Origin of the sequence: Xanthobacter sp. NM-59 (assembly GCF_021401125.1) — a bacterium.
In the GTDB taxonomy this organism is placed as follows: domain Bacteria; phylum Pseudomonadota; class Alphaproteobacteria; order Rhizobiales; family Xanthobacteraceae; genus Xanthobacter.
Genome location: NZ_JACBFQ010000001.1, coordinates 908,176 through 930,450, shown reverse-complemented (window position 1 = coordinate 930,450; position 22,275 = coordinate 908,176). Strand labels below are relative to the sequence as shown.

27 protein-coding genes are annotated in these 22,275 nt (G+C 62.7%); 20 read left to right on the top strand and 7 right to left on the bottom strand.

What is annotated here, in order from left to right; genetic code table 11:
- Positions 1-277 precede the first annotated feature (277 nt).
- From L0966_RS04415 to L0966_RS04340, 16 genes are all read left to right on the top strand, one after another.
- Positions 278-2,293 carry a ParB/RepB/Spo0J family partition protein gene (locus L0966_RS04415; RefSeq protein WP_234050608.1) on the top strand — a complete coding sequence of 672 codons (2,016 nt, stop codon included), beginning with the start codon at positions 278-280 and terminating at the stop codon, positions 2,291-2,293.
- Between the two features lie 131 nt (positions 2,294-2,424).
- Positions 2,425-2,847, top strand: a complete 423-nt coding sequence (locus tag L0966_RS04410; protein ID WP_234050607.1) for a hypothetical protein — start codon at positions 2,425-2,427, stop codon at positions 2,845-2,847.
- 44 nt (positions 2,848-2,891) lie between these two features.
- Positions 2,892-3,404, top strand: coding sequence for a hypothetical protein (locus L0966_RS04405; protein WP_234050606.1), 513 nt, complete (start codon positions 2,892-2,894; stop codon positions 3,402-3,404).
- 706 nt (positions 3,405-4,110) lie between these two features.
- The gene (locus L0966_RS04400; RefSeq protein WP_234050605.1) at positions 4,111-4,425 is read left to right on the top strand and encodes a DUF736 domain-containing protein; all 315 of its coding nucleotides are present in this window, start codon (positions 4,111-4,113) and stop codon (positions 4,423-4,425) included.
- A gap of 376 nt (positions 4,426-4,801) precedes the next feature.
- On the top strand, positions 4,802-5,644 hold the full coding sequence (locus tag L0966_RS04395) for a DUF932 domain-containing protein (RefSeq protein WP_234050604.1): 843 nt from the start codon (positions 4,802-4,804) through the stop codon (positions 5,642-5,644).
- A 295-nt stretch (positions 5,645-5,939) separates the two neighbouring features.
- Positions 5,940-6,194 (top strand): transcriptional regulator domain-containing protein, encoded by a 255-nt coding sequence (locus tag L0966_RS04390; protein ID WP_234050603.1) that lies wholly within the window; start codon positions 5,940-5,942, stop codon positions 6,192-6,194.
- Positions 6,195-6,246: 52 nt separating this feature from the next.
- The gene (locus L0966_RS04385) at positions 6,247-6,732 is read left to right on the top strand and encodes a DUF2285 domain-containing protein (protein WP_234050602.1); all 486 of its coding nucleotides are present in this window, start codon (positions 6,247-6,249) and stop codon (positions 6,730-6,732) included.
- Positions 6,733-6,888: 156 nt separating this feature from the next.
- Positions 6,889-7,158 carry an AlpA family transcriptional regulator gene (locus L0966_RS04380; RefSeq protein WP_234050601.1) on the top strand — a complete coding sequence of 90 codons (270 nt, stop codon included), beginning with the start codon at positions 6,889-6,891 and terminating at the stop codon, positions 7,156-7,158.
- Positions 7,159-8,229, top strand: a complete 1,071-nt coding sequence (locus tag L0966_RS04375; protein WP_234050600.1) for a replication initiator protein A — start codon at positions 7,159-7,161, stop codon at positions 8,227-8,229.
- Positions 8,226-8,879 (top strand): ParA family partition ATPase, encoded by a 654-nt coding sequence (gene parA, locus L0966_RS04370; RefSeq protein ID WP_234050599.1) that lies wholly within the window; start codon positions 8,226-8,228, stop codon positions 8,877-8,879. Before L0966_RS04375 ends, parA begins: the two co-directional genes overlap by 4 nt.
- Positions 8,876-9,127, top strand: coding sequence for a hypothetical protein (locus L0966_RS04365; protein ID WP_234050598.1), 252 nt, complete (start codon positions 8,876-8,878; stop codon positions 9,125-9,127). Before parA ends, L0966_RS04365 begins: the two co-directional genes overlap by 4 nt.
- On the top strand, positions 9,124-9,645 hold the full coding sequence (locus L0966_RS04360; protein WP_234050597.1) for a DUF2840 domain-containing protein: 522 nt from the start codon (positions 9,124-9,126) through the stop codon (positions 9,643-9,645). The genes L0966_RS04365 and L0966_RS04360 overlap by 4 nt, the downstream gene beginning before the upstream one ends.
- On the top strand, positions 9,642-10,187 hold the full coding sequence (locus tag L0966_RS04355; RefSeq protein WP_234050596.1) for a S26 family signal peptidase: 546 nt from the start codon (positions 9,642-9,644) through the stop codon (positions 10,185-10,187). The genes L0966_RS04360 and L0966_RS04355 overlap by 4 nt, the downstream gene beginning before the upstream one ends.
- A 46-nt stretch (positions 10,188-10,233) precedes the next feature.
- The gene (locus tag L0966_RS04350; RefSeq protein ID WP_234050595.1) at positions 10,234-10,569 is read left to right on the top strand and encodes a DUF736 domain-containing protein; all 336 of its coding nucleotides are present in this window, start codon (positions 10,234-10,236) and stop codon (positions 10,567-10,569) included.
- A 4-nt stretch (positions 10,570-10,573) separates the two neighbouring features.
- Positions 10,574-11,491 (top strand): lytic transglycosylase domain-containing protein, encoded by a 918-nt coding sequence (locus L0966_RS04345; RefSeq protein ID WP_234050594.1) that lies wholly within the window; start codon positions 10,574-10,576, stop codon positions 11,489-11,491.
- 288 nt (positions 11,492-11,779) lie between these two features.
- Positions 11,780-13,831, top strand: a complete 2,052-nt coding sequence (locus L0966_RS04340) for a relaxase/mobilization nuclease domain-containing protein (protein ID WP_234050593.1) — start codon at positions 11,780-11,782, stop codon at positions 13,829-13,831.
- Positions 13,832-13,849: 18 nt separating this feature from the next.
- Here the strand turns inward: L0966_RS04340 and L0966_RS04335 are convergent, their stop codons facing one another.
- Positions 13,850-14,749 carry a LysR substrate-binding domain-containing protein gene (locus L0966_RS04335; protein WP_234050592.1) on the bottom strand — a complete coding sequence of 300 codons (900 nt, stop codon included), beginning with the start codon at positions 14,747-14,749 and terminating at the stop codon, positions 13,850-13,852.
- Between the two features lie 165 nt (positions 14,750-14,914).
- On the opposite strand from L0966_RS04335, the gene L0966_RS04330 reads away from it, so the two are divergent.
- The 3 genes from L0966_RS04330 to L0966_RS04320 are packed head-to-tail and all read left to right on the top strand — an operon-like array spanning position 14,915 to position 16,651.
- Positions 14,915-15,460 carry a sugar ABC transporter gene (locus L0966_RS04330; RefSeq protein WP_234050591.1) on the top strand — a complete coding sequence of 182 codons (546 nt, stop codon included), beginning with the start codon at positions 14,915-14,917 and terminating at the stop codon, positions 15,458-15,460.
- A gap of 6 nt (positions 15,461-15,466) precedes the next feature.
- Positions 15,467-15,793, top strand: a complete 327-nt coding sequence (locus L0966_RS04325) for a hypothetical protein (RefSeq protein WP_234050590.1) — start codon at positions 15,467-15,469, stop codon at positions 15,791-15,793.
- A gap of 21 nt (positions 15,794-15,814) precedes the next feature.
- Entirely contained in the window at positions 15,815-16,651 is an 837-nt protein-coding gene (locus L0966_RS04320) for an MBL fold metallo-hydrolase (RefSeq protein WP_234050589.1), read from the top strand.
- Positions 16,652-16,983: 332 nt separating this feature from the next.
- On the opposite strand, the gene L0966_RS04315 is transcribed toward L0966_RS04320, so the two are convergent.
- The 6 genes from L0966_RS04315 to L0966_RS04290 form a co-directional block, all read right to left on the bottom strand.
- Complete coding sequence (locus L0966_RS04315) at positions 16,984-17,706, bottom strand: SDR family oxidoreductase (protein ID WP_255684183.1); 723 nt, start codon at positions 17,704-17,706, stop codon at positions 16,984-16,986.
- 184 nt (positions 17,707-17,890) lie between these two features.
- Positions 17,891-18,310 (bottom strand): FosX/FosE/FosI family fosfomycin resistance hydrolase, encoded by a 420-nt coding sequence (gene fosX / locus L0966_RS04310; RefSeq protein WP_234050587.1) that lies wholly within the window; start codon positions 18,308-18,310, stop codon positions 17,891-17,893.
- 211 nt (positions 18,311-18,521) lie between these two features.
- Positions 18,522-18,977: a PaaI family thioesterase gene (locus L0966_RS04305; RefSeq protein ID WP_234050586.1), complete on the bottom strand. Its 456-nt coding sequence runs from the start codon at positions 18,975-18,977 to the stop codon at positions 18,522-18,524.
- Positions 18,943-19,875, bottom strand: a complete 933-nt coding sequence (locus L0966_RS04300) for an AraC family transcriptional regulator (RefSeq protein ID WP_234050585.1) — start codon at positions 19,873-19,875, stop codon at positions 18,943-18,945. Before L0966_RS04300 ends, L0966_RS04305 begins: the two co-directional genes overlap by 35 nt.
- Positions 19,876-19,880: 5 nt before the next feature.
- Positions 19,881-20,300: a DUF2267 domain-containing protein gene (locus L0966_RS04295; RefSeq protein ID WP_234050584.1), complete on the bottom strand. Its 420-nt coding sequence runs from the start codon at positions 20,298-20,300 to the stop codon at positions 19,881-19,883.
- Complete coding sequence (locus tag L0966_RS04290; RefSeq protein WP_234050583.1) at positions 20,301-21,221, bottom strand: LysR family transcriptional regulator; 921 nt, start codon at positions 21,219-21,221, stop codon at positions 20,301-20,303. It abuts the gene before it with no gap.
- A 137-nt stretch (positions 21,222-21,358) separates the two neighbouring features.
- On the opposite strand from L0966_RS04290, the gene L0966_RS22435 reads away from it, so the two are divergent.
- The gene (locus L0966_RS22435; RefSeq protein WP_234050582.1) at positions 21,359-22,255 is read left to right on the top strand and encodes a DMT family transporter; all 897 of its coding nucleotides are present in this window, start codon (positions 21,359-21,361) and stop codon (positions 22,253-22,255) included.
- Positions 22,256-22,275 lie beyond the last annotated feature (20 nt).

The following is a 22,275-nucleotide window of genomic DNA, read 5'->3' as shown; positions in this document are numbered from 1 at the left end:
TCATTCCCGGCGCCCGCTTTCGCTCGTGCCGGGCAGTCGCTTGGGGGCGCTGCCCCCTGGCGCGGTGCAAGGGATCGCTGACGCTCGGCCGGGACGGTTTCCCCGGCCTTCCGCGCGGATGCCTGTTTCAGACTCGCCCATAGGTTCAATCCGCTTGTGCAGGCCGGGTGATCCCCCTCCGCCCCAGCCGCCCTTGCACCTTGCACCCCCCAGTCTCGGCGACGGCCAGGGTTGCAGCGCAGCGCTGCGCTCCAACCCAAGCCAAAGGATCAAGACCATGACCGACACTATCGAAACGACCACCACGGTTCTCGAAGCTTCCGCGATTGAGAACGGCGCGGTGCTGTTCGTGCCGCTGAACAAGCTGAAGAAATCGCCCCGCAACGCCCGCAAGACCCCGCACAGCGAGGCCCATATCGAGGCGCTGGCGGCGAGCATTTCTGCCAAGGGGATGCTGCAAAATCTGGTGGTAGAGCCGGAAACGAACGCGGAAGGCGAGCCGACCGGCTTCTATTTCGTCACCATCGGCGAAGGCCGCAGGCTGGCGCAGTTGCTGCGCGTAAAGCGCAAGCAGATCAAGAAGACAGAAGCCATCCGCTGCGTTCTGGATACCGAGAACGATGCGACGGAAATCAGTCTCGACGAAAACGTCACGCGCGAGGCGATGCACCCCGCCGATCAGTTCGAGCGCTTTCGCGAGCTGGCTGAAAATCGCGGATGGGGTGCGGAAGACATCGCCGCCCGGTTCGGCGTCAGCGCCCATGTCGTGAGACAACGGCTTCGCCTCGGCGCCGTCAGCCCGAAGCTGATGCAGGTTTATCGGGAGGGCGGCTTGTCGCTGGACCAGTTGATGGCCTTCGCCCTCACCGAGGACCATGCTCGGCAGGTGCAGGTCTACGAGAACCTGTCGTGGAACCGCGACCCATCCACCATTCGACGCGACCTCACCAAGATGAATGTCGCGGCGACCGACCGGCAGGCGATCTTCGTCGGCGCGGACGCTTACGCCGAGGCGGGTGGCACCATCATCCGCGACCTCTTCACCGAGGACCGGGGCGGTTATTTCGAGGACGCCGCGCTACTGGATCGGCTCGTCATCGACAAGTTGGAAGGCATCGCCGCCGAGGTACAGGCAGTCGAGGGATGGAAGTGGGCTTCCGTTCACATCGACTTCCCCCACGCGCATGGGATGCGCCGCAGCTATCCGCATCCGGTGGACCTGTCGGCGGACGATGACGCCGCTTTTGGCGCGGCGCAGGAGGACTACGACCGCCTGTCGTCGGAGTACGAAGGTTACGAGGAACTGCCTGACGAGGTAGATCGGCGGTTCGGTGAGCTTGAAGCGGAGATCGAACGGATCGACGCCAGGCGCCACGCCTATGACGCCCACGAGATCGCGCGCGGTGGCGTGTTCGTCATCCTGAACCATGACGGCACGGCCCGTATCGAACGCGGCTTCATCCGCGCCGAAGACGAGGCCCCGAAATCGGCGGATGTGGAGGGGGCGACCATCACGGAAGATGGCGAAATCGTCGGCGAGGGAAGCGACGAGGATGCAGAACCACAGCCGGACGACGAGGAGGTCGAGGATGCGGGGAAGCCGCTATCGGACCTTCTCATCCGCGACCTGACCGCCCATCGCACCCTTGGTCTGCGTCTCGCCCTTGGCGAGCAGCCGGCTATGGCGCTTGTCGCCGTGGTCCATGCGCTGGCAGCCCAGACCTTCTATCGCGGTGGGGAAGCCTCCTGCCTCGAAATCCGCTTGACCAGCGCCTATCTCGCTTCCCACGCGGATGGGATCGAGGATACGCCCGCCGCCAAGGCGCTGGCGGATCGTCATGCCGGATGGGCGTCGGACATGCCGCGCGACGTAGCCGACCTGTGGACCTTCGTCGCCGGTCTCGACCATGCGAGCGTTATGGCCTTGCTCGCCCATTGCGCCGCGCTGACCGTCAACGCGGTCAGGATACCTTGGGAGCAGAAGCCTAATGCCCGCGCGACGGCGGAAAAGCTGGCGAGTGCGGTCACGCTCGACATGAAGGCACACTGGACCCCGACCGTGCAGAGCTACCTCGGCCGCGTGACCAAGGCGCATATTCTCAACGCCGTGCGGGAAGGTGTCGGTGATGAGGCGGCCGAGCGGATCGCGGGTTTAAAGAAGGCAGAGATGGCGCAGGCTGCCGAACAGCTTCTCGCCGGAACCGGCTGGCTGCCGTCCGTGTTGCGCACCGCAAGGCCTCTGTCGCGAGACGCGGAGTCGGAGGCGGGAGCCATCGCGCAAGCTGCCGAGTGAGGACGAGCCGGGACCGCGCGAGTGGTCCCGGTTTTTCTCGCTGTTGCTTGGAAAAATTGCGGTCGCGCGAGGGCGAGCCTCGCGCCACCGCCCGATGACCGTGACCGTCATCGGGTCAGGAGGAAATTGCAATGATCGCGCTCTTTGGCGTGGCCGTCGCCTTGGTCGCCGGTCTTTGTATCCTGGCCTATGCACTCGCCGTCTATGCGCTGCCCTTCATGCTCGGCGTGGAGGCGGCGCGTTGGACTTACGCCTCGGGCTCCGGCCTGATCGGCGCGGGACTGGTAGGGCTGGTGGCACGTGTCGCCACCTATGGTCTGTTGCTGATCCTGTTTATGGCGGTCCGTCTGCCGATCCTCCGTCTTGCGGTGGCGCTCGTCTTCGCCGCTCCGGCTGCCATCGCCGGCTATGCGCTGGTGGATGGCATCGCGCGCGAAGCCGTGCCGTCCCATGTCTGGCGCGTGATCTTCTGCTTGGTCGGAGGTGGTTTCGTCAGCGTTTCGGCGCTGATGCGATTGGCAGCAACAGGCTCGACAATTCATCGCGGAGGCTGAAAATCCCGGTAAGTCACGCTACCATTGCTTAAGCTGATCAACACATGAAAGAATATTCCGTGCTAAAGAGCGTGTCAGACCTCACCCGGCCAGACCCCTATTTTTCAGGGGAAGCCGGTTTTATCGGCTCCGCACTGCAAGACTTGCACAGGGATATGTGCGCGTTCGAGCTTCCCGCTTCACTTCCTGATTCTGTCCGGCGATCCCATGATGCGGTGCGACACGCCTATATCTACGCGTACTTCTCGTATGATCTTTTGACCATGGCGGCGAGCCAGACATTCCCTTGCCTCGAACTGGCTTTGCGCGAGCGGATCGGGCACCAGTTCGCCGGAAGAGTGGACAAGAGAGGAAAGCCTCGCCCTGTCATGCTCGACGAGCTGTTGAAATCCGCCAAGAAGCAGAACCTGATTTCCTCTGAGATCGAACATCTGAGTCAATTGCGCAATATGTTTGCCCACGGAAGCGATACAGTGTTGAACCCGCCCATGTTTCTGACCACGTTCGAGATTGTCACCGACATCATTCGGGAACTCTACATAAGCCAACAGGTGTGATCGGCGTTGCCCCTCCTGGGCCGCGCTCTCGGCTGCGCCGGAACCACGTCTGAGGCGCGTTTCCGCCATTCGGCTTCGATCGCTAACGCAAAGTAGCGGCGGGACGCAGGAAGCCCCGCATTCGACCGATGCGCGATGGCGGATTGCGTCAGTCGGTATGGCGGCGAAACCCAATTGTGGAAGTCTCGCAGCTTTGCCACCCCCAGAACAGCGATCGTGCCGGGGCGGGTCACTCAGCTTCGTCGTTCGATAACGAAGCCCGGCGGGAGCGGTACGTCCAGCCGCGCTGTCTGGAAATGCCGATGATCCACGAGCCGTGGCCGTAACTTTCACCATCTCGGTCGGGACAGCCAGCCGCCTCGGGGACAGCGCCAGCCATAACAGTGATCCCGTTGGCCGGTCTCATCCCGTGATAGGCAACTGCTCGCATCATCGTATCTCCATGGTTTCGCCGAGTCGCACCCACGGCGTCCTCGAATGGATGGGGTCTGACCGGAGAACGGCTTCGCCTCGATCATCCTCCCGCAACGGCCGTCGCCAGCTTTTTTCCGCCGCGCGCGAGCGCGCTTTGCATCGCGAGGCAAAAAAGCCATCGCCGTCCGCCTTCCACTTCGTTCCAGCCTTTCAGGTGCGGGCTGATCGTCCCCGGTCGCACGACCACCATCGAGGTCGCGATAGGCGCGGCCCGAGGAACGGAGACACGACAATGGCAACCATCGGCACCTTCACCAAGACCGCGAACGGCGACATCACCGGCACGGTCAAGACCCTGACCCTCAACGTCAAGGCCAAGTTCGTTCCCACCGAGGGCGACAGCGAGCGCGGCCCGGACTATCGGATCTTCGCCGGCACCACCGAGTTCGGTGCGGCGTGGAAGAAGACCGCCCGCGAGACTGGTCGCGACTATCTCTCGGTCAAGCTGGACGATCCGAGCTTCCCAGCTCCAATCTACGCCAGCCTAGTCGAGGACGAGGGCGGCGAAGCTCACAACCTGATCTGGTCTCGCCGCATTGGCGACTGAGGCCGAACATCTCCGAAGCCCCGCTCCCAAAGCGGGGCTTCGTCACGCTTATTACGGCAACCATTCAGGAAATGCGGAAATCAGGATGCGCGGTTTTCAGGTTCGGTTGCTGCGCGCATCCCGATCCAATCCTTTAGCCCGGCACCCGCCTTGCTCATGCCGGGTAAGCTTGGCTAAGGGCTCCGCCCCCGCGCGGTGCAAGGGATCGCTGACGCTCGTCCGGGCCGGTATCCCCGGCCTTCCTCCATTTCATTGCGTGCAGGCCGGGCGATCCCCCTCCGGCCCCAACGCCCTTGCACCTTGCTACCCCGGTCTCGGCGACGGCCAGGGTTGCAGCGCAGCGCTGCGCTCCAACCCAGCCCCACGGAGACAGACCATGTATCATCATCTCGCCACCCGGTTCGGCCGCAACTCTCACCAGATCAGCGGGCGTGAGGCACTCGACAACGATGCCCTTCACCATCATGTCCCCTCAGTGTTCGCCCGCGAGGCGCACGACAGCCGGTCGGATCGCTACGTTTACGTCCCCACCATCGAGATCGTGGAGGGGCTGCGCCGGGAAGGATGGTTTCCGTTTTTCGCCGTGCAGGCGGTTCCGCGCGACGGCAGCCGCCACGGCCATGCCAAGCACATGCTGCGCCTGCGCCGGGATGACGGCATCGGCAAGCCGGAAGCGGCGGAAGTCATCATCGTCAACAGCCATGACGGGACCAGCGCCTATCAGATGTTCGCCGGAATGCTGCGCTTCGTCTGCACCAACAGCATGATTGCTGGCGAGCGGTTCGAGGAAGTCCGTGTGCCCCACAAGGGCGGCATTCAGGACCAGATCATCGAGGGCGTCTACACCGTCGCGGAGGACTTTCCGCGCCTGATCGATGCGACGGAAACCATGAAGGACACGTTCCTTTCGCGGGATGAACAGCAGGTATTGGCGGAGGCGAGCCTCGTCGCGCGCTATGGCGAGGAGGAAAGTCCGGTCCGCCCGGATCAGATCATCGCTCCGCGCCGCCGCGAAGATGCCGGGCAAAGCCTGTGGCAGACGTTCAACGTCATTCAGGAAAACCTCATTCGGGGTGGGCTGAACGGACGGCGGCAGACTTCGGATGGCCGCATCCGTCGTAGCACCACGCGGCCCATCAACGGTATCGACCAGAATGTCGGTCTGAACCGCGCCCTCTGGACGCTGGCCGAGGGAATGCAGCGGCTGAAGAGCGCCTGACATCCGCAGAGCCGCGGAGCCGGAAATCCGGCTTCACGGCTTCCTGCAGAAGCGTGGATCAGATTTCGCGCCGATTCGTCTTTACGGATCGGCAGGTTTCCGCTGAGCCGGAAATACGCCGCTCGCCGGGCATGGCCCGGCTCGCGAGGAATTTCAAAAATGATCCGAATTGTCTTCAAATATTGATCGGCCAACGCGATCAACATATCGGGCAACAGTGGCTTCAACGTGAGCGGTGCATCACGAACAATTCCTCTTTCCAGCAACGCGTAAATGCTGGACGAGAGGTGACGCCATGCCGAGTACAGATTGGCGCTCGCCGGCCGCTTATGCACATGCCAAGAGCATTTCTGCCGCCGGCTTTGCCTGGGAGTACCTTCGTCGCGATGAAGATTATCGCCGCGACTTCCATCGCGTAACGCAACTGCCGCGCCTCGGCGGCTCTGCGCAGACGGCGTTCTCGGAACGCTGGGGGTTGCGATTTCCCGACGGACCCGGCTCTCTCCGCCAACCGGGCCGCGCTGTTCTGGATGCCGTCGCTGCTGCCTGACGCCTTTGAGCTTCACCCCCTTCCTCCAGGGAGTGTTGACGGTCCCTCCAGCATGACGATCAGCCTGCCGACGTTGTCGGGTCTGGAAGCTCGCGCCGTCGAGGATGGGGCGTGGCATGGTCTCTGGCGATCGGCGGGGGTGAACCATCAGTTCTGGCTCGCAAATCCGCCGCCCAGCGCCAAGACGGCCTATGTCGTCATTTTGCCGCTCGACGCATTGCTGGAGCACCGCGCCGAAGCGGTGTTGCGTTTCTGGCGAACACTGACAGGGCGGGCGATCGGCGACCACCATCACGCGCTACCCGCGCAAACCCGAGACCGGCACATCCTGATCCTGCGCGCCCTCGATGGGCGCACCGATGGCGCCAGCTATCGGAAGATTGCGGAAGCCCTGCTGGGCTTTCACGGCAACAAGACCGATTGGGAGAGCGATCCCCGCAAGAACCAGGCGCGTCGTCTCGTGGCCGATGGCACTCACTACATGCGCGGCGGATATCGCGATCTGCTGCATTATCCCACGCGTCTGCTGCCCCGCTGAACGTTGCCACGCGATCATCACCATTCGGGTCTCCAGGGGTGCCGAAATCGCCATCCCCTGATTCCGGCACGCTGCAAGCCGCCGTTCCTCCGCCACGGTTCGCCATGACCCGCTGCCGTCACCGGCAGCCATCCGAACCGACCCGGAGGCCCGATCATGCTCGACCCGAAGACGGGGTTGCCGCCGCGTTTTCTACGCACGCCCGACGCGGCGCGTTTCCTTGGCATATCGCTCAGGACGCTGGAGAAGCACCGCACCTACGGCACCGGCCCGACCTATCGCAAGATCGGCGGCCGCGTCATCTATGCGCTCGAAGACCTGCAGGCCTGGACGGCCATCGGCGCGCGCAAGTCCACCACGGATCAGACTGCCGGCCGAGTCTTTCCGGCGCGACCTCTGACGCCTGCCGAGCGGGGAGCACGCTGAATGAGCGGCGCTTCTCGACCAGACAGCAAGCACCGGAGCGAGCGCCAACGGCTCGATCCCTTCGTGGTGGCCACCGGTGATGCCAGTCCGCGCGATCAGCGCGATCTCATGGAACGGCCGTTCTTCTCGCTGTCGAAGACGCCGCGCATCAAGCCGATCCTCTACAAGGCCGCCGATGTCGAGGTGCAGGTGCTCGGGATGCCAGAGCACGGCATGGCGACGATCTGGGATGCCGATGTGCTGATCTGGGCCGCCTCGCAGATTGTCGCGGCCGAGAACCACGGCCTGCGCACGTCGCGCTTCTTTCGCTTCACGCCCTACCAGCTCCTGCGCGGTGTCGGCCGCCCGACTGGAAATCAGCAGTATCTTTTGTTGAAGGCGTCGCTGGCGCGGCTGCAATCGACCGTCATCGCCACGACGATCCGGAACGGCGTGCAATGGCGCCGCCGACAATTCTCCTGGATCAACGAATGGGAAGAGATGACGACGCGCGAGGGTCGCGTCGAGGGCATGGAGTTCGTCCTGCCCGAGTGGTTCTACAACGGGGTCGTCGATCGCTCCTTGGTGCTGACCATCGACCCGGACTATTTCCGGCTGACCGGCGGCATCGAGCGCTGGCTCTATCGCGTCGCGCGCAAGCACGCCGGCCATCAGCAACACGGCTGGCTGTTCGAGATCGGCCACCTCCACGCCAAATCCGGCAGCCTCGCGCGCATTTCCGATTTTGCGCTCGATCTACGCCGCATTGCCCTTCGCCAGTCCTTGCCGGGATATCGCCTGTCGATCGAACGCGAGGGGCGGCGTGAACTGCTCCGCATACGGCCCGTCCAACAATTCACAGTGCCAGTGGATGAGCCTGTGAATAGCATCGGCAGATCAGGCGCAAAGGGTATCGGCACATCGGGCGCAGGCCTATCGGCAGATCGGGCGCACGGACCGCAGTTAACACTCTGGCCTGAAACACGAAATCCGGCCGCTAACTTAGAGTCTAACAGAGAATCTAACTCTTCCTTGTTGGCGCGTGCGAAACGCGGCCGTGGTGCCGGTGCCGCCGGAAGGCGGGCGCCATGATCGTCGCGCTCCTCAATCAGAAGGGTGGCGTCGGCAAGACGACGCTGGCGCTGCATCTCGCCGGAGAATGGGCTGGGAGAGGCAAGCGCGTCACGCTGATCGACGCCGACCCGCAGGGATCGGCGCTGGATTGGTCGCAGCAGCGTGTGCGCGAGAATGGTGTCCGGCTGTTCGGCGTCGTGGGCCTGGCGCGCGACACCTTGCACCGGGAAGCGCCGGAACTGGCGCGCGATGCCGATCACATTGTCATCGATGGACCGCCGCGCATCGCCGGGCTTATGCGTTCGGCACTGCTGGCCGCTGACCTGGTGCTGATCCCCGTGCAGCCATCGCCGTTCGATGGCTGGGCCTCGGCCGAGATGCTGGTGCTCCTCGCCGAAGCGCGCATCTACCGGCCCGCCTTGGCGGCGCGCTTCGTGCTCAACCGCTGCGGCGCGCGCACCATCATCGCGCGCGAGACCGCCGAGACGCTTGCAGATCATGACCCGCCGGTGCTGGCGACGACCATCGGCCAGCGCGTCGTTTTCGCCGATGCCGCACAGTCCGGTCGGCTCGCCTCCGAAATCGATCCCGACAGTCAGGCCGCGAGAGAGATCGCGGCGCTCGCTGCAGAGATCGGACGGCTGGTGACGGGAAGGACATTGCCATGAGCGCGCACCCGATCCGTCGCCGCTTTGCCGCCCGGCCCGCCGACCCGGAAAGCTGGATCAAGGCAGCCGACGCGCCGCGTACCGACGAGGTGGCCCGCTTCACCGCGCGGCTGACCATCGACATCACGCCCGAACTGCGCGGCCGCATCAAGATCGTCGCCTTTCAGCGCGGCATCACCGTCGCCGACATGCTGCGCGATCTGCTCGCGCGCGAATTCCCACCGACCGCCGATGGAGATCGCCCATGACCGGCGCCACCGCTTCCCGTTCATATGTCGGTATCGCACCGCGCAACCGGTCCGCCGACGCTTTCACGCAAGTCGAACTGACGCACATCGAGAAGCGGCTCGAGAACTGGATCAGGTTCGGTCGAAAGGTACGCGAACAGGTGCTCGACCGCAGTCGGCGTGTCTTTTTCTATCGACCCCGCAGCGTTTTCGCCTTCGTGCGGTGGGCTTCGAACGATTTCGGCACGATCACGTCACGGATCGACATCGTGCGTGCGGTGGTGCCGGGCGAACCGTTCCAGACGCTGCCCTTCGTGCGTCCCGGCGGCGAGATCCTGCTCAGGATCGAGGGCTGGCCGAAGGTCGAGCGCATCCTTCAGCACATCGATGCTGTCGAGGCGATCGGCATCGACGCCACCGACGTGTCGCCCGATCACTGGCGGCACGTCCACAATCGGTTGACCGTCGGCCACCAGCCGCGCGCCTATACCGTCGATCAGCACCAGGCGTTTCTGTTGCGCCGGAGGGCCGAACCATGACCCGGTTTGGCTACGTCATGGTGACGTACTTCTCCGTGATGGGCGTCGCCGTCGCATCGTTCATTCCCACACCGTTGCGCCTCGTCTGGAACGCATCCGCGAGCGTTCCGATTGGTCTCTACGGTCTTGCTCCGGCGCCGGACCTGGAGGTCGGCGATCTCGTTGCTGTGCTTCCTGACAAACCGCTCGCCGACTTCATGGTGGAGCGCGGCTACATCGGCCGCGGCGTGCCGCTGTTGAAGCGCATCATGGCCCTGCCAGGACACGAAGTCTGTCGCATCGGGCGCACCATCACGGTCGATCATGTGCCGCTCGGTGACGCGCTCGATCGCGACCGCGCGGGCCGCGATCTGCCGGTCTGGCAAGGGTGCCGGACGGTCGCGCAAGACGAGTTCTTCCTGATGAACCCGAACGTGCCCGACAGTCTGGACGGCCGCTACTTCGGCCCGATCCCAGCGCGCGCCGTCATCGGCACGGCGACGCCGATCTACACCGACGAGGAGGGCGACGGCCATTTCGTCTGGCATGCCCCGACACGGTGAGTGCCGCACCACCGTTCATCCCACTACCAGTTCATGGAGGTTCTACATGCCACAGATTGGCGAGTTCACGCGCGAGACCACCGGCTTTGTCGGGCGCGTCCATACCTTCACGCTCTTCCGCGAGATCACCATCATTCCAGCAGAGCCGTCCGATACCGACAACGCGCCGGACTACCGCGTCCACAACGGCAACGAGGAAGGGCCGGAGATCGGTGCGGGCTGGAAACGCACCGGCGAACGGGCCGGGGACTACATCGCGCTCGTCATCGACGATCCCGCCTTGCCGCAGCCGATCCGCGCGAACCTGTTTCGTGACGACGACGGTGGCGCGTCCTGGTCGCTGCATTGGAACCGTGCCCCAAAGCGCGGCGAGCGGGAGTGACAACATGCGACCCGCCAGCGCGATCCTATTGCGATCGGTCATCCCTTTGTTCGCGGTAAAGCCGTCTCATCCCTTCGTCCCGCTCGACGACCGGTCGGCCGGCGCGCGCAGCGGAGGTCAAGGGCGATCGAAGATCGGCGCAGTGCGCGTACCCTTGACGGCAGCGAGCACGCTGGCAGGCTGGTGTCGCAGTGGAAAAGGCGCGCCTGTTCGAATGGCGGCCATTCTTCTCTCGGGCATGCTTTACGGCGTTGCGATCCCGGCGATGGCGCTGGCGCAGCCTCTGCCTGTCGTCCAACCGTCTGCGCGCGATCCCTATGGCGATCACATCGCCGAGGCGGCGCAGCGCTTCGAGCTTCCCGCCGCCTGGATTCGCGCGGTGAGGCGCGTCGAGAGCGATGGTGATCCGCGCGCGCTCTCGCCCAAAGGGGCGATCGGGCTGATGCAGATCATGCCGGAGACGTGGGCCGAGCTACGCGTGCGCTACCGATTAGGTGACGATCCATATGACCCGCACGACAACATCGTGGCGGGTGCGGCCTACATCCGAGAACTGTTCGACCGCTACGGTTCGCCGCAATGGATCGCGGCTTACAACGCCGGACCCGGGCGCTACGAGGAGGCGCTGAAGGGCCGACCGCTCCCGCCAGAAACCCGCGCTTATGTCGCCGCCCTCGCGCCGATCATCAGCGGCAGCGAGACCACCAGCGCGGTCATGATCGCGTCCGCCGATCCGCTCTCCTGGACTCGTGCCCCGCTTTTCGTCATGCAGCCTTTGAGCAAGACGACGGTCACTCCCGTGCAGTCCGACGAGCACAAGGACGACATTCCGCAGGCGATCACCGTGCGCGACCTGTCCGCCATCCTGCCGCAGTCCGGCGGTCTGTTCGTTGTGCGAGCGGATGCGGGACGACAGCCATGAGCCTCGTGATCGCGTCCGCCCGGCGAGAGACTTCAGTGTACTGCGGATGGGGCTGGCAACGGTCTCATCCATCAGCAGGAGGGGCACGAAGGGGCAAAGGGCGGAGGGCAAGATTAAAGCGGACGGCACCCTATGGGTCCGATCCGCAGGGCAAGCCCTTGTCTGCACACTGTTTGGGGTGGCACCCTCGCCGGGCCGGCATGGTGCCGCGAGGCGCGGCAAAGCCAGCATTTCCTGCGTTTCTCGTGGCACTCCTGTCCGCAATCGGCAGTTTCAGGCGGATCGGCCATGAGCGGCGATGACGAAAACCGCTTCCGGCCGAAGCCTGGCCGCGTCCGATCTGACGGCGCGAAAGCTGGACAGGCCAAGAGCTTCCTCAGCAAGGTGCGGAAGGTCACGCGCCAGCAGCAGGCGGCGTCCGGCCGAAGCCGGTCGGCAAAGGACAGCGGCCTTGGGCGGGCGGCGAAAAACAGGAGCGTTGTCGCTTCTGGCCGGGGCGTGCAGCGCGGACGCGGCGCGGCCTTCGTGCGCGCCCGCAACCTATCGAACGGCTGGAGCCATCGCCAGCCCGGCAGCCGCCGCGTCATCGTCAAATCCCGGTCCGTCCGGGGCGCGGGCCGGAACGGCAAGGCCGCCGCCCATCTGCGCTACATCCAGCGCGACGGCACGTCCCGCGATGGCGAGCACGGCCAACTCTATTCCGCCACCGAGGATCACGCCAACGGCGGCGCCTTCCTCGATCGCGGCAAGGATGATCGCCATCAGTTCCGTTTCATCGTCTCGCCCGAGGACGCCGCCGATCTCGCTGACCTCACCGGCCATATCCGCGAGTTGATGGCGCAAATGGAAGCCGACCTCGGCACCAAGCTCGATTGGGTCGCGGTCAATCACCACAACACCGGCCACCCGCATGTGCATATCATCGTCAACGGCCGCGACGATCTCCGCGAGGATCTCGTCATCAACGGCGACTATCTCGCCAATGGCATCCGCGAGCGCGCGAGCGAACTGGCAACGCTGGAACTCGGCCCCGTCACCGAGATCGAGCAGCGTCGCAAGCTCATGGCGGAGATCGACCAGCACCGCTTGACCCGCATCGACCGGGCGATGATCGCCGAGGCGGAGGAGCGCTTTATCGACCTGCGCCATGAGCCGGACGACATGCGCGGCCAGTCCGATCGGACGATGCGACTGCGCCGTCTCGGCAAGCTTGAGGACATGGGGCTGGCCACCGAGCACGCGCCGGGCGTTTGGGAACTGAGCGAGCGGTTGGAGTCGACCCTGCGCGGGATGGGCGAGCGCGGCGACATCATCCGCACCATGCAGAAGGTGCTCCGGGCCGACGGCGCCGAGCGCGACCCGATGAGTTTTCAGATTCACGATGACGCGCCCGCGACGCTGATCGTCGGCCGCGTCATCGACAAGCATCTCACCGACGAGTTGGGCGAGAACCTGACGCTGCTGATCGATGGCATCGACGGACGCACGCACCATGTCTCCGGCGTCGACCCGGCGCGGGTCGAGGACGCCCACATCGGCAGCGTCATCGAGATCGGGCCGGCGGAGAGCACCGGCCGCCCATCCGATCGCGCCATCGCCGGCATGGTCGAAGACGGCCTCTATCGGCCGAGCCGCCATCTTGAGCAGGCGCGGTTCGAAGGGCGTGTGCCGAACGGCGATTATGACGGCTTCGTCGATGCCCATGTCCGTCGGCTGGAGGCGTTGCGCCGCGCCGGGATCACCGAGCGGATCGACGCCGATCATTGGCGCATCCCGGACGACTTCGAGGCACGCGCCGCCGTCTATGATGCCGGGCGTAGTACCCGCGCCAATATCCGCGTCCTTTCCGCTTTCGACCTCGAACGCCAAATTGGATCAGACGGTGCGACCTGGCTCGACCGGCGGCTGGTGGGCGCGGGGGAGTCGGATCTGTCAGCGTCAGGGTTCGGCGAACAGGTGCGCGAGGCGATGGATCGCCGCCGTGAACATCATATCGAGCATGGCGATGCCGCTCCTCAGCCGGATGGCAGGATCGCGTATCGGCGCAACCTGATCGCCAAGCTTCAGGAGCGCGAAGTCGCCCGCGCGGGCGAGGAGCTGGCGGCCAAGAAATCGCTGCCGTTTCGTGCCGCTGCCGACGGTGAAACCGTCACCGGCACCTTCACCGGGACCACGCAGCTATCTAGCGGTAAGTTCGCGATCGTCGAGAAGTCCCACGAGTTCACCCTTGTCCCGTGGCGGCCGGCCATCGACCGCCAGCTTGGTCGCGAGGTGTCGGGCATCGTCCGTGGCGGATCGGTGTCGTGGCAATTGGGGCGGCAGCGAGATTTAGGCGTTTGATGGTTCCGCTGGCCGTCTTCATCTCTCTGCAGTCGATGATTGAGCTTCATTGAGAAGCCAATCTGCAAATGCGTGAAGCGGTCTTTCGCTCAGCCGCATCGCCTCCGGCATGACGAGGCAAAAGGTCTTTGAGATCGACGTTCCCTCCGGCCAAGGCGCGACCAGCCGACCGTCTGCAATTTCCGCGTCGACATAGAGACGCGGCACCAGCGCGACCCCGAGGCCAGCGAGTGCGGCCTCGATCAGCATGGCGTGGAGGTCATGGCGCGCGCCGATCGCCGGGTTGGTCAGTGTGATTCCAGTCTCTTCGGCATAGAGCTGCCAGGCGTCCGGGTTCTGACGGCGATGGAGGCGCGGCAGTCTGTCGAGAGCTGTCGCCGGGTCCTGCCGCGCGATGAGCGCCGGATGGCAGACAGGAACCAGTACCTCGTGCAGCAGGCGGTGTGTCCGCATCCCCGTCCAGGCTGGGTGCTCGAAATGGATGGCGGCGTCGAACCCGCTACCGGAGAGAATGAACGGTTCCATCCGCTCGGCGAGATGCACGGTGATATTCGGATGCCGTTCCTGAAACCGCTTCAGACGCGGAATGAGCCAGCGGGTCGCAAACGTCGGCAGGGTCGCGATGTCGAGGCTCGCGCCGTCCTCCGGCTGGCCCATCAGATAGTGACTGTCGCGTTCCAGCCGGTCGAGCGTCTCGCGAACCTGCGCCGCATAACGTTCGCCGTTCGGCCGGAGCCGCACGCGATTCCCGACCCGCTCGAACAGTAGGATGCCGAGAAAGGCCTCCAGCCGGCTGATCTGGCGGCTGATCGCGCCTTCAGTCAGGGCCAACTCGTCGGCCGCCCGCGCGAAGCTGCCGTGACGGGCCGCCGCCTCGAACGCCATGAGCGCGGAATGACTGGGAATTTTGCGGCGCATAGGCGTCTCCACGGAATGATCGAAATGTGACCCTCCGAACCATGACTTATAGTCACTGAAGGATGATCCGATATCGCTATATAGCCGAGGATCGCACGCCTAACATGATCAAATATCAATTATAGGCAAGCCGGTCGCCTCCCACGCCCGGCCAAGGATGGTCCGATGATTTACACGGTGGAATGCAGCTTCGCCGATCCCGACAGCGAGGCGGAGTGGAACGACTTCTACAGCCTGGACAAGCTGCCGGCGCTCATCTCGGTGAGCGGCTTTCACACATCGCAGCGGCTCAAGGCACTGAGCGGCGGCTGCCCCGTCTATCTCGCGCTGCACACGATCGACGGCCACGACGTGCTGACAGGCGAGGAATACCGCCAGAAGGGCGGCGGCAATTTCGCGCGCTGGCAACAGCACATCACCGATTGGCACCGCAATCTCTATGACGGCCTGGACCGGGCGTTGGCTGTGGGGGCTGACGAAGTGCTGGTGGTGAGCGCCACCGGCCCGCAATCATTGATCGGGTTGGGCTTGACGCCATCCGCCATGCAGGCGGTCGAGCTGGAGAAGTTTCCGGCTCAACGCTGGCTCGCCAAGATGGACCGCACCCGGCTGCCGGCAATCGATCGGCTGCCGGACGACGTTCATGTCTATGAAGCGATGACAGCGCAGTTGACCAAGGGCGATGACAGTGCCGCCGGGCAGGGGCGCTAGATCGCGATGCCCAATGTCACGATCTTCTTGCCCGCGGACGCCATGCCGTCGGACACGCTGCTCTCGGATTTGACCGACCGCTGCACCGAGCTTTGCACCGGCACTCTCCGAGCAGAGCTCGACAACGTGCATGTCGTCTACGTTCCGGTTCGGCACGGTCGCGGCCATCCGGTCTTCGTGGACATCCGCTACCGGCTCACCGCGTCCCGCACGCCGCCAGTCATGGAGCACTTCATGGAAGAACTCGACAGCGCCATCCGGCGCGCGACCGGCTTCACCGCCCGTATCCGTTGCTTCGGCTATGCGGCCGCAAGCCTGCACGCCCGCAACTGATCCACGCTTTGGAGATACGCGATGTCGCTTTCGATTTTTCCCACCCGGCAGATTGGCGATGTCGCTATCACCGCAATCAGCGATGGGTATCTGACCGCCAACCTCGATCTTCTCTCGAACATCGACCCAGCCGATGCGCTTCGAATGCAACGCGACGCGGGAGCACAAGAACCGGCTGCCATCCACATCAACTGCTATCTGATCCGCAGCCATGGCCGCACCGTGCTGATCGATGCCGGTGCCGGCGGAATCAAATACTGGGGCGGCAAGCTGGTGACAAATCTGCTACGCGCGGGCGTCGATCCCTCCGCCATCGATGCGATCCTGCTGACCCATGCTCATCCCGATCATATCGGCGGGTTGATGCGGACGTCTGGACAGGCTGCGTTCCCCAATGCTGAGCTTGTCGTCCACGAAAGCGAAGTCGCGTTCTGGCGAGACGACGGCAATTTGGCCCGCGCCAGCGAGCGAGCGCGGGGAAACTTCCTCGTCGCGCGTCGAGCGTTTGACGGCTACCGCGACAGGCTGCGCACCTTCGAGAGCGGCGAGGTAATGCCCTGCATCACGGCGATACCGTTGCCGGGACATTCGGCGGGACATTCGGGCTATCGGCTCGACTCGGGCGACGAAATCCTGCTGGTCTGGGGCGACATCGTTCATTTCCCGCAGATTCAGGTTCCGCACCCGGAGGTGTCGATCGCGTTCGATCAGGACGCGATACTCGCAACCGCGACACGATTGAGGCTGCTGGACTGTGTGGCGGCCGACCGAATCCTGATCGCCGGCATGCACCTCGCCGAACCCGGCTTCGCGCGGATCACACGAACGGCTTCCGGCTATTCGGTCGCTTATGAATGAGCGTATGGAGCCTTGATCGAGGGCCGTGTCCGATGAAGAGTAGCAGGCCGAACGAGGTGTGTGAGACGACTTCAGGGACGCTCGGCGAAAAATCACCCGCGAGCAACTTCGCAGCGTTCCGCCCGTTTCCCTCCACCACGCCGTCGTCGTCGCGGAAATCGCGTCCGACATCGCACGACCCGATGCTGCCATGCGCGCGGCGGGCGCAACAACGGATGGAGCAGAAGCCCGATCGGCCAAGACCGGATCATCGCACCGCACCGCGCGACGATACCGGGCAAAGCCGGTTGCGGGCCTTCGATGTCTCTCTGGGAATTTCATCAGTGGCGAGATCACCGGCCACCGAGACTCCCACCTCCGTCAACGGCCAGAACCTGACCGGTGATGAAACTCGCCTCTTCCGACAACAGAAAGCAGATCGCGACTGCAACCTCGGCCGGAGTTCCCAATCGTCCCATCGGAACCGACGACAGGACTTGCTGTTCGGCCTCGCTGCCAATCGGGCGGGTCTTGCGGAAGAGCTCTGTTTCGATCGGACCGGGCGCGACGGCATTGGCGGTGATGCCAAAAGTTGCAAGCTCGAGCGCCCATGTGCGTGTACAGCCGACGAGGGCCGCTTTGGCGGCTGCATAGGCAGTTCGATCGCGTGCCCCATGGATCGCCCGGCTGCAAATGTTGACGATACGCCCGTAGTTTCTGGCTTTCATGCCCGAGACGAGTATTTGCGTGGCTTGGATAGCGGCGCGAACATTCAGGTCCATTACAGCCTGCAACGCGATCATGTCTATGCTACCGAGCGGTTGGGGGGTGGCGATGCCGGCATTGTTGACGATGCCGCCGATCTCGAACTCCTCGGATATGCGTGACAGCACCTCATCTGTCTGCCTCGTCTCGGTAAGATCGCAGCCCAAGAGCGTTCCCGGGAACGAAACGTCTTCGACATTGCGCGCGATCCCCACGACATGATGCCCGCGCTTGGCGAGCATATCCGAGACGGCCCTGCCGATACCTCTTGTCGCACCCGTAACGAGAATGGGAGGACGCGCCTGTGTCAAGGTAGGGCTCTTTCAGACCGCGAATGTGAGCCACGGCAATCACCGGCGGGCTCCGCTGGGGAATGGACATTTTCGCGACACGGGACAAAGCCCGCGTCCTGGCGAGTTGGTGCCCCAATAGGGGATTGGAACCATGGCCCTGCGGCTAGCACCGGAGGCAACAAAAGGGACTGCCGGATCACTGCTAACGGCCCTCCGAATAGCGCTTCAAGCGTTCATCAAGCGTTCCGGTGTGAAGTTCGAACATGTGGTTGTCGTCGCCGTAGAAATAAATCGATTGCCCTTCACCCGGTACACGCGATCGTCCTTCTCGAACTTCCAGGCCGAGCGAGTAAACACGTTGTAAATATTCATCATATTCTTGATTTGAAATCTTGAATGCGACATGGTTGTACGTTCGCGATGGAAGCGGGTCTCCCTCCATCGTTGCGACCCATACGGGTTCAGCACCTTCTCCGATGAGGAAAAATCTCTCTCTGGACAAAGAGAATGTTTCCGCATCGCTATCATAAATCATTCGGGCATCGAAAATTCGTTCGAGAATAACCTGCATGCGATCGAGGTCGCGGACGATGAATGTCATGTGACTGAGGCCCTGAACCAAGATTGTGCTCCCGGATGAGTGTGATGTTTTGGTGGAGATCCTTGTAGAACGCAGTGGATGCTCGATCCGAAGACTGCAGGTGCCGTGAGTTGGCCTTGTTCGGGTGGACCTCGATGGCGTGGCATCGCTCGCTCGCCCGAGGCCTGTGTTCGCGGCCCGCTCACCCATCGCCTCTCCCGTTGCAGGAGCTTGCGAAGCGTAGACCCCAAGCCTAATGGGCTATGCCCTCTCGATCAAAAAGCGCCATTAACGTCCCAGTCATCGTCGCGACGAGCTTTTCCTGCGTGCCCCGAACGGCATATGCCTGAGCATCGCAAACTGTAATGGTACGACCTGGCCTGAGTACGTGCGCCCGAAAAAGAAAATGGTCGCCTTGAGCCGGCGCAACCAGATTTATCTTGAATTCAACGGTCAACACCGCCGCGTCCTCAGGCATGAGCGAGTAGGCAGCATACCCACACGCCGAATCGAGGGCGGTTGCAATGACACCCGCATGCACAAAACCGTGCTGTTGAGCATATTCCGTCGAAAAAGGCATGCTGAGCTCGATTTCGCCAGCCGACAGACTCACGATTTGAACCCCCAAGGTTGCCATCGCATTCTGGCGCTTAAACCCAGCCAGAACGCGTGCCTCAAAATTCGGGTCTTTTGGATTGAATTGAGTCATCGGATACCTCGTCGGCCGTCGTGGAATTCGCAACGACGAGATTTATCCGGCCTTGCAGATTTGGGTCTTGGAAAAATCGGACAACACTCTCGGTTAGTTGCTTTCGCGCCAAAAAGCGGAACTGCCTCGGTGACAAGCCCGTGTGGCGTCTCACCTCCGCCGACAGATGAGCCTGATCGTAGTAGCCGACCTTGAGAGCTATAGAGGCCAGATTGTCTTGCTCAAACGCAATTTCGTGCAGAGCAGCCTCCAGGCGTTGGACCGCAAGATATTGTTTGGGCGGAAGCCCGACGCATTTCCGGAAATGCCGCTGAACGGACCTCGGAGCGATACCACACTCGTCAGCAAAAGATGCCACGCGAGCGCGTTGGGCCAAAGCCGTCCGTGACAATTGACGATCGGGCAACATGGCGACACATGCATCTGGTTGCAGCCAAAGCTTTAGATAGTCGATCCAGGCGTCAAGCGCGGAAACGATGGAAGCTGCCTCCCTCTCCGGCCCGATCATCGCAGCGAATTGCTCGGAGAGGCGAGTGAGTGAGGCTTCATTCAGAGTCACGTCATGGATCTGGCTGCGCACTCCCGCAATCCAGCCATGAAATTCGCGCTGCCTCGGTCGCCGACCGAAACGAGGGGAAAGTTGAACTGCCTTCCATTCCGTTACCGGACGAGAACCACCCGTCCTTTCACTCTGACACCTGTGAACGAGTGCGATTTCGGAGAACGATGAGGCGAATAGACTGCCATCGGCGCGGATCAGACCGCCACAGTCCTGCAAGATGAAAAGATGATCGATAAAGGAGCGATGCCGTGCGGTCGGCTGGAGCTCCGCATAGAACGCTCGACTCTTATCACCCCATTGAGCGAGACGGTTGTAAGGCTCATTTTTGACAGGCATTACGCTCAGACATCCCAAAATTCCGCAGCCCTTGGCGGCAATGAGGCGAGCACGCGATCGAATTCTCGTTCGTCGATGCAACTTCGTAAGGCGGCCGCTACATCTCGAATGCATGTTGCGGGAGAAAAGTTATGGTCCTTGCGTAAGGACTGTGCTTCTCGGGTCATGACTGAACGATCCTCGAATGGCGCCTGCACCTCATCCACGTTCCAATCAGCGACGAAAATTGCTCGCAAGATCGGTGGGAGCACGCCCGCGAACCGAATTGCGTCCTTCAATGTGAGTCGTCGCCGAAAGGCATAGAGCACCCCTTGTACAGTCGTGTAAGCCTGGTTGCGCGTGGCGAGCTCTGTCTGCTCAATGAGCTTACAAAGAAAACGGTCGAAATCCTCCGACGCGTGCTGATATTCGAACGGCCTCGGCATTCAGGCGTTCCTCCTGCTGACGACCAAATGTCGGGAGCCATTGCTCGTCGCCGATTGTCGCTTTGGATCAGGTTCGCTACCGCAAGCGGATATGGCCTCTCTAACGCTGACAACATGGCTATCGGACAGACCAGGGCGCCAACGCAGACCAATGCTCCGCGACAGGTCTACGTCTGCAAATGGCACAGCTACGATGTCACCACCCGCGAAGCTTCGCGGCGCGATGGCGACGCCCGTTCCCTGTTCAACCAGCTTTAATGCCAGATCATCTCGACTCGCCCTCGCAACCACACGAAGCTTGATGCCGGCGGACTGGAGCTTCCCGCTTCTCAGTTCGCACGAAGTTCGCAGGATGATGTTTTCGTTGACCAGATCGGTGATGCAGATCGTCTCCCGTTGGGCCAGTCGGTGATGCCGCGCGACCAGAACGTCGAAAGGTTCCTGCCAAAGAATCTGCGCGGTCTCGGATGGCCTTTCGATCGATGTCCACGCGATATCAATGCGTCCTTGCGCAAGCCACTTGCCGACCTCCGCATTCGTTCCCTCACGGGCTTTCCAAACGGGAGAAGGGGAGCGCATGAGATAGCCGAGGACGGTCGCGACATCGTCGCTGGCGAGCGTTCGGAGAACGCCGATCCGCATGGCAGCGGGCGATTGTCCGCCTTCGGCTATGCTGGCGCGCGCGACGTCGCACCGGTCCAGAATGTCCTTCGCATGTTCATAAAATAACAGAGCCTGTTGGGTTGGGACGATGCGCTGCTTACCACCGGAACGATCGAACAACGGCGAACCAAGATCGTCTTGAAGGGCCTTCAGGCCTGCCGAAAGGGCAGGTTGCGAGATGTGCAGGCGTTCGGACGCGGCGGTGACGGACCGACTCTCGACCACCGCACAGAAAAATCTGAGCTGCTGGAGCTTCATGCCGCATGCCCCCTGTCGCTTCGACATCGAGGCAATATAGAAAAATTCGATTTGGAAGGCCACAAAAAATGAATTTCTCTTATTTAGGTGACGACGCTTAGGTTCGCACCAGTTCAGGATTTCGTTCGAGGTGCGACGTGACGGCTGAATTGGGCACGCGAATAAAAACTCATGCCCGGCTGCCGGGGATCCTCTATGCCGGTGGCGTGGTCATCTTGTTTTCGGGCTTCGTCGTGGTGTCCCGTATGGGATTCTCGACCGCCCTCACCTTGCCCGATATAGCCGCGCTGCGCTTCGGAATTGGCGGGTTGATCCTGTCTCCGATCCTGATGCGCCATGGCCTGAATGGCTTGCGCCTTAGCGAGGCCGTCGCACTGGCGGTCTTGGGAGGGTTGGGGTTCGCCCTGTTTGCCTATGCCGGATTCGCGCTCGCGCCGGCGGCGCACGGCGCGGTGTTACTGCACGGCACCTTGTCCTTGACGACGGCCTTTCTGATTTTCACCTTCGACGGAAAAGCACCGAGCCAAGGACGGAGCATGAGCCTCGCGGTCATCGTTTCCGGCATCGCGGCTATGGCCTGGGACGGCTTCGCGAACGCTTCCTCCTCGTTGTTGATCGGCGATGCCTGTCTGTTGCTCGCGTCCGGATGCTGGTCCGGTTATGGTCTTTATGTCAGGCGTCTGGGGCTACCGGCCATCGGAGCGGCCGCGATGGTCGCGGTCTTTTCCGCATTAATGTTCCTGCCGATCTATGTGCTTCTGCCCGGCAAGATGCTGTTGAAGGCGCAATGGCCGGAGCTTCTCTTGCAGGGGGCGTTCCAGGGTATTTTGGTCGGTGCTATTTCGATCTTTGTTTACACACGCGCCGTAACTTTGCTGGGAGCAAGTCGGGTTTCTCTTTTCACCGCAACCGTTCCAGTCATCACTATTCTTGCTGCCTTCATCCTGCTTGGTGAAGTACCGAGCGCCTTTAGTTCGATTGGCGTGATGCTCGTTACGGCAGGAATGTTGATCGCATTAAGATATTCGGATTGACGCGCCTGTTATCCTTCGCA

Coding starts and splice junctions, on each gene's coding strand:
- L0966_RS04360 (WP_234050597.1), top strand. CDS start 9,124: ATGACCGGCGCCACCGCTTCCCGTTCATATGTCGGTATCGCACCGCGC.
- L0966_RS04325 (WP_234050590.1), top strand. CDS start 15,467: ATGCCCAATGTCACGATCTTCTTGCCCGCGGACGCCATGCCGTCGGAC.
- L0966_RS04355 (WP_234050596.1), top strand. CDS start 9,642: ATGACCCGGTTTGGCTACGTCATGGTGACGTACTTCTCCGTGATGGGC.
- L0966_RS04295 (WP_234050584.1), bottom strand. CDS start 20,300: ATGCCGAGGCCGTTCGAATATCAGCACGCGTCGGAGGATTTCGACCGT.
- L0966_RS04345 (WP_234050594.1), top strand. CDS start 10,574: ATGCGACCCGCCAGCGCGATCCTATTGCGATCGGTCATCCCTTTGTTC.
- L0966_RS04385 (WP_234050602.1), top strand. CDS start 6,247: ATGACGATCAGCCTGCCGACGTTGTCGGGTCTGGAAGCTCGCGCCGTC.
- L0966_RS04350 (WP_234050595.1), top strand. CDS start 10,234: ATGCCACAGATTGGCGAGTTCACGCGCGAGACCACCGGCTTTGTCGGG.
- L0966_RS04415 (WP_234050608.1), top strand. CDS start 278: ATGACCGACACTATCGAAACGACCACCACGGTTCTCGAAGCTTCCGCG.
- L0966_RS04290 (WP_234050583.1), bottom strand. CDS start 21,221: ATGAAGCTCCAGCAGCTCAGATTTTTCTGTGCGGTGGTCGAGAGTCGG.
- L0966_RS04405 (WP_234050606.1), top strand. CDS start 2,892: ATGAAAGAATATTCCGTGCTAAAGAGCGTGTCAGACCTCACCCGGCCA.
- L0966_RS04400 (WP_234050605.1), top strand. CDS start 4,111: ATGGCAACCATCGGCACCTTCACCAAGACCGCGAACGGCGACATCACC.
- L0966_RS04305 (WP_234050586.1), bottom strand. CDS start 18,977: ATGACTCAATTCAATCCAAAAGACCCGAATTTTGAGGCACGCGTTCTG.
- L0966_RS04320 (WP_234050589.1), top strand. CDS start 15,815: ATGTCGCTTTCGATTTTTCCCACCCGGCAGATTGGCGATGTCGCTATC.
- L0966_RS04410 (WP_234050607.1), top strand. CDS start 2,425: ATGATCGCGCTCTTTGGCGTGGCCGTCGCCTTGGTCGCCGGTCTTTGT.
- L0966_RS04365 (WP_234050598.1), top strand. CDS start 8,876: ATGAGCGCGCACCCGATCCGTCGCCGCTTTGCCGCCCGGCCCGCCGAC.
- L0966_RS04380 (WP_234050601.1), top strand. CDS start 6,889: ATGCTCGACCCGAAGACGGGGTTGCCGCCGCGTTTTCTACGCACGCCC.
- parA (WP_234050599.1), top strand. CDS start 8,226: ATGATCGTCGCGCTCCTCAATCAGAAGGGTGGCGTCGGCAAGACGACG.
- L0966_RS04375 (WP_234050600.1), top strand. CDS start 7,159: ATGAGCGGCGCTTCTCGACCAGACAGCAAGCACCGGAGCGAGCGCCAA.
- L0966_RS04395 (WP_234050604.1), top strand. CDS start 4,802: ATGTATCATCATCTCGCCACCCGGTTCGGCCGCAACTCTCACCAGATC.
- L0966_RS04390 (WP_234050603.1), top strand. CDS start 5,940: ATGCCGAGTACAGATTGGCGCTCGCCGGCCGCTTATGCACATGCCAAG.
- L0966_RS04330 (WP_234050591.1), top strand. CDS start 14,915: ATGATTTACACGGTGGAATGCAGCTTCGCCGATCCCGACAGCGAGGCG.
- L0966_RS04335 (WP_234050592.1), bottom strand. CDS start 14,749: ATGCGCCGCAAAATTCCCAGTCATTCCGCGCTCATGGCGTTCGAGGCG.
- L0966_RS04340 (WP_234050593.1), top strand. CDS start 11,780: ATGAGCGGCGATGACGAAAACCGCTTCCGGCCGAAGCCTGGCCGCGTC.
- L0966_RS04300 (WP_234050585.1), bottom strand. CDS start 19,875: ATGCCTGTCAAAAATGAGCCTTACAACCGTCTCGCTCAATGGGGTGAT.